Raw genomic sequence first — 8,566 nt, forward strand, 5'->3', positions numbered from 1 at the left:
GTCCGGCTCATTACCAGGACTTGGCCTCCAGCGGCAAGGCGCTTGGCGGTCGCACGTCATCAAAAAGAAATGACGCGAAGGCTTTCGCCTCCGCGCCACTCTGTTTGTTACTTATATCGCCTGGGAAGCGAGGCACCGGCCCGAAGGCCAAACGCCTCAAATCTCGATCAGAACTTGACCGAGGTCTTCAGATAGACGAAGCGTCCGGTATAGTCGTAGCCGGCCGATCCCAGCGAGTTGGCGTTGAGCGCGCCGCCGACATAGGGCGGGTCCTTGTCGAACAGATTGTCGACGCCGACCGACAGATTCACGTTCTTGAACTTATAGGTCACGTTGATGTCGTGGTAGAACACGCCCGCGACCTCGTTGCCTTCGTAGTCCTCGGCCCCCTTGGTCGAACCCGTGCAGTTCGAGAGCGTGCCGTACTCGCAAGCCGACGTGCCGTCGTAGTTGTGAGCGCCGCCGTAGTAACGGGCGGTCCAGCCGAACGACCAGCCCTCACGCGCGAAGGTCACGTTGAGGAGCGCCTTCCAGCGCGGCTCAGCGCTGTCCGTCGACGTGTTGAAGGTGCCGGCCTGCTGGATCGTGGTACCGTTCGACGTCACCGTGTCGCTCAAGAGATAGCTTGCCTGGCCGTTGAAGGAGAGCATGCCCCAGGCCGGCAGGCCGAGCTTCTCGGTCGCGATCTGGTAGTTCATCGCGATGTCGATGCCGTTCGTGCTCTCGTCGCCGATGTTGGCATTGAGCGTATCGATGATGCCGACGTCGCCCGTGCCGACCGCGCGCGATCCTGCGAGCTTGCAGGCCTGGGCCTGGCTGACCAGGTACTTGACGTTGCCGTAGCAGGCAAGCAGCAGCGATTCCGCGTCGTACTGGCTGATCTCGTTGCGTACCAGTACGTCGTAGTAATCGACCGTGACCGAGAGGCCCGGCGCCCATTTCGGCTGGTAGACGCCACCCATCGTCCATTCCTGGGACGTTTCCGGCTTGAGGTTGGTGTTGCCGCCGATCTCGGCCGTGAGCTGGTTGACTTGAGTGACGGTCGAGCTGGTGGCGCCAACTGCGGCGAGCGATGCCACGCAGGTGGCGCTGCCGTAGAACTGGCCGCCCGACGCGCAGGGATCGAGAGCCGTGCCCGACGGGTTGGTCTGCGACTTGCCGGCGTAGAGTTCCTTGACCTGCGGTGCGCGGAAGCCGGTCGACTGGCTGCCGCGCAGGCGCAACTCGTCGGTGACGGCATAGTCGAGTCCAGCCTTGTAGGTCAGCGCCCGGCCATAGACCGTGTTGTAGTCGTAGCGGGTCGAGAGGTCTGCCGTCAGCATCTTGACGAACGGCAGGTTCGACAACAGCGGCGCATTCAGCTCGGCATAACCCGAAGCGGTCGCGTAGCCGCCCTGGGTCGGCTCGGAATAGACTGCCCCATCGCCCGACGCGGTGATCGAGTCCGGATGATCGAACATGTCGTCAGTCCGGTATTCGAAGCCGAGCGCCATGGTGAGCGGCCCCGCCGGCAGCTGATAGACCGGACCCGCGATGTTGCCGTAGGCGATCTGCTGGGTGATCTGGCTCGTGTCGGTGTTCGTGTAATACAGATAGTTGAGCTGCGACTGGGTGAGCGTGTTCGTGCCGAAGAAGTTTCCGATCGAGCAGCCCTGCTCGGTGCCGCACGGGTTGATGCCCAGCTCCTGCGACAGGTGATAGAAATTCACCTCGTTCGACACGCGATAGGTCGCCGCCGACTTGCCGTAGATGTAGCCGGCCTGCCAGTCGTACTTGCCGAGCAGTGTGCCCTCGAGCCCGGCCCGGAGGCGGTAGGTGTCGATGTCGTCGCTGTAGTACCGATTGCCGCTCAGGAGCCGGCTGTAGATGTAGACGTTCTGGTTGGTGGCGCCGTAGAGCGCCGCGGCGTTGGCTTGGTTCGTCGGGTTGTAGGGATTGGCGACCAGGTTGCCTGAGCTGTCGATGTAGTTCGCCGCGACATAGAGCCCGCTCGGGAACTGCGGGGTCAACACGTTCGAACCCCAGGGCTCCGGCGCCAGGAGCTGGGTCGACTGCCGGTTCGTGTAGAAGCCCTCGAGCACGGCCGTGACATTGGGCGCGATGTCGTAGTGGGCGGTGAAGTTGAGCTGCGTCCGGTCAAGACCGGCCGTCAGATCCTCGTGCGGCAGATAGTCGTAATAGACGCCGGCACCGGCGATGGCGATGTCGCCGGACGCCAGCCCACCACCCGCATAGACGCCCGGGGTTATCTGGTGCCCGAGCGTATAGGCGTCGCTCGCGAGGATGCCCGACGACAGGCCGTTGGCGAAATAATACTTGGAGCCATTGATCGTCGCGACCGCGCCCGTGACGCGGCTCGAGATGCCGTCATAGCTGTTGTAGTCGGCCTCCGGATGCTCGGAGATCGCCCAGGAGCGCGACGCGTTCAGGATCGGGTCGGTATGGTCCTCGCTGACGTTGACCAGGATGTTGCCGCGGTCGAAGTCGGCGCCGATGGTCGAATAGACGTTGTGCTTGAGGCCGTCGCCGTAGCTCGTCATGCCGACGCCGCCGCCGACCTCGACGCCGTTGTAGTGCTGCTTGGTGATGATGTTGACGACGCCGCCGATCGCGTCGGCGCCATAGATCGACGAGGCGCCGTCGCGCAGGATCTCGATGTGGTCGATCATCGAGACCGGGATGTTGTTGAGATCGACCGCGACCGACGTCGTCTGATTGTCGGTCTGCACATAGCGCTGGCCATTGACCAGCACCAGCGTGCGCTGCGGGCCGAGGTTGCGCAGGCTCACCTGCGAGGCGCCGAGGCCGCCGTTGTTGCTGTTGGCCGTCACGGCGCCGGTGAAATCGGCCGCCGGCAGCTTGCGCAGCACCTCCTCGACAGTCGTCGCGGCCGAACGGGCGATGTCCTCGCTCGAGACGACGGTGATCGGGTTGGCGCTCTCGGCGTCGGTGTTCTTGATGCGCGAACCGGTCACCTCGATGTTCTCGGTCTGCGGTGTGCTTTGAGCGACGGCCGATGCGGCCATGAACAGCGGCGCGATCGCCAGGATGGCGACCGAACCGGAAAGTCGGGTCTTGAGCGTCAAGGTCTGAGGCTCCTTTTGGCAGAGCTTGTGACGGGGAATCCCCCAAGGGATCGGCAGCGGCCGGTACCCCTCGGACCCGTGCCGCCGCCATGTGGCATGGACGCCGATTCGGCCTCCATTTCCCCAAGCACTGATAAAAAGAAAAAAGCGACTCAATGAGTATATTCGAGTCGTTATTCACGAAATTTTCTTGTGTGCCTCAAAAAACACAAACACACGACACTGATCATAAGTATATTTCATTTTATTTTATTTTATTAATCTGGAAATGTTTGAAACAAAGCAGGGAAAAACGCGCAAAACTGCAGCGGTGTTGTTTAAAAAATTAGCCAAAGCAGGCACTGTCTTTTTCAGGAAGATCGGCGGAACATCGGGAATTCCACGACATTGCCGACCGTCATCCGCGACGCGATCGCACCGAAACAGATCGAAACAGAGCGCTCGCATCGCCCTGGGCAAAGGCCGAGCAAAAAAAACGGCACGATGCTCGCGCATCGTGCCGCTCGGAGTTTCGCTCGGGCGGAGCGCCGCCCTTCCGGAGAAGAGCGGCACCTGCCGAGCGCTAGGCCTGGATCAGAACTTGATCGAGGCCTTCATGTAGACAAACCGGCCGGTGAAATCGTAACCGGCGGTGCCGGCTGCGTTGGTCTGGCCCGTCGGGAACAGGAACGGCGGATCCTTGTCGAACAGGTTGTCGACGCCGACCGTCACGTTGACGTTCTTGTACTGATAGGTGCCGCTGATGTCGTGATAGAACACGCCAGCCGCCTCGTTGCCTTCGAAGTCACCGGCACCGACCGTCGGGCAGATGCCGCTCGCCGGCAGGCTCGAGCAGTCGGCGGCACGGCTCACGTTCTTGACGCCGCCGTAGTAGCGGGTCGTCCAGTTGACCGACCAGTTGTCGCGCCGGAACGTGGTGCCCAGCAACGCCTTCCAGCGCGGCTCGGCATCGTCGCCGTTACCAAAGCCGAAGGTGCCCGCCTGCTTGACGGTATTGCCGCCGGAGCTAACCTCGTCGCTCAGCAGGTAGTTGACCTGGCCGGTGAAGTCGAGGTGACCCCAGGCCGGCAGGCCCAGCTTCGCCGTGTCGATGCCATAGGCCAGATCGAGGTCGATGCCGTCGGTGTTCTCGGCGCCGACGTTCGCGTTGAGCGCCTGGACCACACCGAGAGAACCGGTGCCGGCGGTACGCGGGCCGACCAGCTTGCAAGCCTGGGCTTGCGAGACCAGGTAGGGAACGCCGCCGTAGCAGGCGTTCACCAGCGACTGGGCGTCCAGCGTGCCGATCTCGTTACGGATCAGGACCGTGTAGTAGTCGACGCTGACCGACAGGCCCGGGATCCAGTGCGGCGTCGCGACGCCGCCGAACGTCCATTCCTGCGAGGTTTCCGGATGCACGCCCGGATTGCCGCCGGTCGCTTCCGTGATCTGGTTGATCTTGGTGAGCGTCGCCGTGGTCACGCCCGGCGGCAGCGAGGCCAAGCAGGCCGCACTGCCGGCGAACGTGCCGCCGGTCACACAGGGATCGACGCCGCCGACCTCGCCTTGCGACAGACCGCTATAGAGTTCGCGGAGCTGCGGCGCACGGAAGCCGGTGGAATGGTTGCCGCGCAGGCGGAAGTCGTCGTTGATGGCATAGTCGAGGCCGACCTTGTAGGTCAGCGACTTGCCGAACGTGGTGTTGTAGTCGTAGCGGCCGGACGCATCGGCAGTCAGCATCTTGACGAACGGCAGGTTCGACAGCAGCGGGGCGTTGACTTCGACGTAGCCGGACGAGGTTGCGTAATTGCCGGTCGTCGGCAGGGCGAAGATCGCACCGTCACCCTGCGACACGATCGAGTCCGGGTGATCGAACATGCTCTCGGTGCGGTACTCGAAGCCGACCGCGGCATTGAGCGGACCGGCCGGCAGGTCGTACACCGGGCCGCCGATGTGACCATAGGCTTCCTGGTTGGTGTATTCGCTCGTATCCGTGTTGGTGAACGAGAGATACTTGGCCTGGGCCGGCGTCAGCGTGTTGTAGCCGAAGACATTGGCGACCGAGCAGCCCGGCGCGGAGCCGCAGGCGTTCATGCCCAGTTCTTGCGACAGATGATAGAAGTTCGTCTCGTTGTAGACGTTGAACGTGCCGGCGGACTTGCCGTACAGGTAGCCGGCTTCCCAGTCATACTTGCCCAGCACCGTGCCGGTCAGAGCGGCACGGATGCGGTAGGTATTAACGTCGTCCTTGTAGAGACGCGGGCCGTTCTCAAACCGGCGGGTCAGGATCGGCACGTTGACGCCGCTCGCGAGCCCGAAGGCGCCCGGATTGACGACCGTCGGGTTATTCAGGTTCGGCGTCCCGTCAGGCAGTGTCGCCGGCGAGAAGAAGCCGTTCGGGAACTGAGGCGTCGGCGTGTTGTAGCCGGTCGGTTCCGGGTTCAGCTGCTCGTTCGACTGACGGTTCGTGTAGAAGCCTTCCAGGATGGCCGTCACGTTCGGCGTCAGGTCATAGTGGGTCGTGAAGTTCAACTGCTGCCGGTCGAGACCAGCCGTCAGGCCCTGGGTCGGCAGGACGTTGAAGGAGACGCCCCCGCCCTGGAACCCAAGGTCGCCAGGGGAGATGCCGCCGCCCGCGAAGACGCCTGGAGAAACCTGGACGGAGCCGAGCGTCCAAGCGGCCGACGCCGGAACCCCAGAATTTAGGCCGCTCGGAAAATAATACTTCGAGCCGTTGATGACGCCGACGGCGCCGGTCACGCGGCTCGACAGGTTCTGGTAGCTGTTGACGTCGGCTTCCGGATGCTGGCTAACCGCCCAGGAGCGGTCCTTGCCGAACAGCGCGTCCGTGTGGTCGGTGCTGACGTTGATCAGGATGTTGCCGCGGTCGAAGTCGGCACCCGCCGTCGAATAGACCGAATGGCGCAGGCCGTCGCCGTAGCTGGTCTCACCGACCTCGCCGCCGATCTCGACGCCGTTGAAATGCTGCTTGGTGATGATGTTGATCACGCCGCCGATCGCATCGGCGCCGTACACCGACGAAGCGCCGTCGCGCAGCACTTCGATGTGATCGATCATCGACAGCGGGATGTTGTTCAGGTCGACCGCGCTGAACGACGCGTTGTTGTTGTCGGTGAACGGGAAGCGCTGGCCGTTCAGCAGGACGAGCGTGCGCTGCGGGCCGAGATTGCGCAGGCTGACCTGCGACTCGCCGAGGCCGCCATTCGAGCTGTTGGCGGTGAGACCGCCGTTGAAGTCGACCGACGGCAGCTTCAGCAGCACCTGCTCGACCGTCGTCGCCGCCTGCTTCTGAATGTCCTCGCTCGAGACGACGGTGATCGGGTTGGCGCTCTGCGCGTCCGTGTTCTTGAGGCGCGTGCCGGTAACTTCGATGGTTTCGGTTTGCGGTGCGGCTTGCGCAACCTGGCTCGGCGCGCTTTGCGCCAGCGCCGGCACCGCGGCGAACACCGGCATCAGCGCCAGAACGGCGACTGTGCCGGAAAGTCGGCTCTTAAGTGTCAAGGACCCAGACCCCCTCATTGTAATGCTCATTGGAGACCCCCTCCCTTACGGGACACGACCGCGCCGGCGGGCAACGCCGCAGCGCGGTCGCAAGGCGAACAGGAAATTCTTGTAACTCCCTTGTTACAAAGATTTCCGGAAAGTTTCGTTCGTGACAATAGCCGCCGAAGGGCCAGCCGGAGGTAGTTGAGGGGTGTGGCCGCAGCGCCACAAAAATGCGGGGCGGCCATGGGCAGAGCGCATGGAGTCCCGCTATCGATCGTCACAATCGGACCGCTGCGCCGCGCAGCTTTCCACCAAGATCGATGGCGAGGCATCCGGCATTTTGTGCTGCGCGCTCGACGCCAGTACCGGACGTCAAATCGCCAAAATCGTCGGAATCGGAAATAACCCGTAATTTCCAGGTCGGCCGATCGCAATAATGTGCAAGCTTATGCCGAGAAAGGAGGCGAATCGCAAAATCATCGCGATTGCGCATGAAAACTGGGCGACTTTTGTCATGAAGATGGCATAATGCGCTCCGCGGACCCACCCCATGACCGTAACGCATGGCGCTTGCTCTCGAACGAGAGCGACATCCTGGCGTTGCAAGTCAGAGGGCGGGACTCACCCCCGTATTCGTCCCGTCCATCGGCAATATAGGTTTCCGGTGCACGGGAGGCGTTCGAGATAATGGGCCGGCCGAGATTGCCGGCCGGGAGCTGGGTAGCGTTTCGTGGCACAGGCATTGCTACATCGTGAAGAGCCGACCGATCGGGGCCATCCCGCCATCGGCCGCGCGCCGCGTCATGTGCCCGCATCCTGTAATATCCGAACGAACCTGCGGCAATTGCTGGAAAATGCCGATGAAGCCGTTGCAGTGACGCTATTTTCGGCAGAATTTCCGGCTCAAAGGCAGGAAAAACGCTTATTCGCTTAAACGATTGCGCGTTCGTCTGTCGTGCGGTAACGACGGCGAAATTCGTTGCGCTCGAAACTCTCCCGCGAGAGGGCGGGCGGAGGAGGAAACTGGGATGAATTTCACGCAGCAGCAGAAGAGCCCTGGGCGGCAGCTGACCGGATTTGCCGTTGTTGTGCTCCTGCATGTTGGGTTGATTTACGCGCTTGTGACGGGCCTTGGGTCGAACATCGTCGAGGTGATCAAGGCGCCGATCGAGACGAAGATCATCGAGGAGGTCAAGCCGCCGCCGCCGGATGTGCCGCCGCCGCCACCGCCGCCGAAGTTGGCAGCACCCCCGCCGCCGTATATTCCGCCGCCGGAGATCCAGATCGCCAAGCCGCCGGCGCCGACGCCGGTCCCGACGGTCGCGACGGTGGCCCCGCCGGCACCGCAGGCGCCGCCGGTGGCGCGGCCGCAGGCAGCCCCGGCCGTGCCGGACAGCGAGGTGAGTGCCAGGCCGATTTCGGGCGGTTCGCCGAAATATCCGCCGCGCATGCTGGACCAGGGGCGCGAGGGCCATGTCGACGTGACGTGTGACGTGGATACGGACGGCAAGACGTCGAACTGCACGGTGACGAGTGTGACGGGCGGCCAGGCGTTTGCGGACTCGGCTTTGGAATACGTGAAGACCGCGCGCTACAAGCCGGCGATCAAGAACGGCGTGGCGGTGGCGGAGCCGCACCACACGTTCAGCATCGGCTTCACGCTGAAGTAACGCTGCGACGCGGCCAAGCCTTCGAACGAGTTGCAACAAACAAGAACGACACGGCGGTCCCGCCGAGCAAGCCCAGCGGGACACCGAGCTACCGGAGACACCATGACCAAGACCAACAGCCTGACGGCCCTCGTGACGGCGCTTTTCCTCGCCGCCTCTCCCCTGGTCCCGGCACTGGCGCAGACCGCGCCTGCGACCGCTCCGACCACGCCGACCACCCCGGCCCCGGCCCCGGCCCCGGCCCCGGCCCCGGCTGTGCGGGCACTGGTGACGGCGCCGGCGGACGTTACGGCCGACCAGAGCGCCGCACCCGCCGCGGCCCCG

6 protein-coding genes are annotated in these 8,566 nt (G+C 63.4%); 3 read left to right on the forward strand and 3 right to left on the reverse strand.

The genetic code is table 11. The annotated features are described in order from the left end of the window. Positions 1-167 precede the first annotated feature (167 nt). The 3 genes from IEY58_RS32975 to IEY58_RS32985 all read right to left on the reverse strand — a co-directional run bounded on the left by IEY58_RS32975 (position 168) and on the right by IEY58_RS32985 (position 7,065). A complete protein-coding gene (locus IEY58_RS32975; RefSeq protein WP_189052439.1) occupies positions 168-3,086 on the reverse strand; it encodes a TonB-dependent receptor domain-containing protein in 2,919 nt (972 codons plus the stop codon). 573 nt (positions 3,087-3,659) lie between these two features. Continuing rightward, on the reverse strand, positions 3,660-6,587 hold the full coding sequence (locus IEY58_RS32980) for a TonB-dependent receptor domain-containing protein (RefSeq protein ID WP_189052440.1): 2,928 nt from the start codon (positions 6,585-6,587) through the stop codon (positions 3,660-3,662). A 262-nt stretch (positions 6,588-6,849) separates the two neighbouring features. Next, on the reverse strand, positions 6,850-7,065 hold the full coding sequence (locus tag IEY58_RS32985; protein WP_189052441.1) for a hypothetical protein: 216 nt from the start codon (positions 7,063-7,065) through the stop codon (positions 6,850-6,852). Positions 7,066-7,302: 237 nt separating this feature from the next. Here IEY58_RS32985 and IEY58_RS32990 point away from each other — a divergent pair, with 237 nt between their 5' ends. The 3 genes from IEY58_RS32990 to IEY58_RS33000 all read left to right on the forward strand — a co-directional run. Further along, the gene (locus IEY58_RS32990; RefSeq protein ID WP_189052442.1) at positions 7,303-7,506 is read left to right on the forward strand and encodes a hypothetical protein; all 204 of its coding nucleotides are present in this window, start codon (positions 7,303-7,305) and stop codon (positions 7,504-7,506) included. A gap of 94 nt (positions 7,507-7,600) precedes the next feature. Next, positions 7,601-8,242, forward strand: coding sequence for an energy transducer TonB (locus tag IEY58_RS32995; RefSeq protein ID WP_189052443.1), 642 nt, complete (start codon positions 7,601-7,603; stop codon positions 8,240-8,242). A gap of 102 nt (positions 8,243-8,344) precedes the next feature. Beyond that, positions 8,345-8,566: hypothetical protein (locus IEY58_RS33000; protein ID WP_189052444.1), on the forward strand; the 222-nt coding region annotated here is incomplete at its 3' end.

Origin of the sequence: Aliidongia dinghuensis, assembly GCF_014643535.1 — a bacterium.
Taxonomy (GTDB): Bacteria; Pseudomonadota; Alphaproteobacteria; order ATCC43930; family CGMCC-115725; genus Aliidongia; species Aliidongia dinghuensis.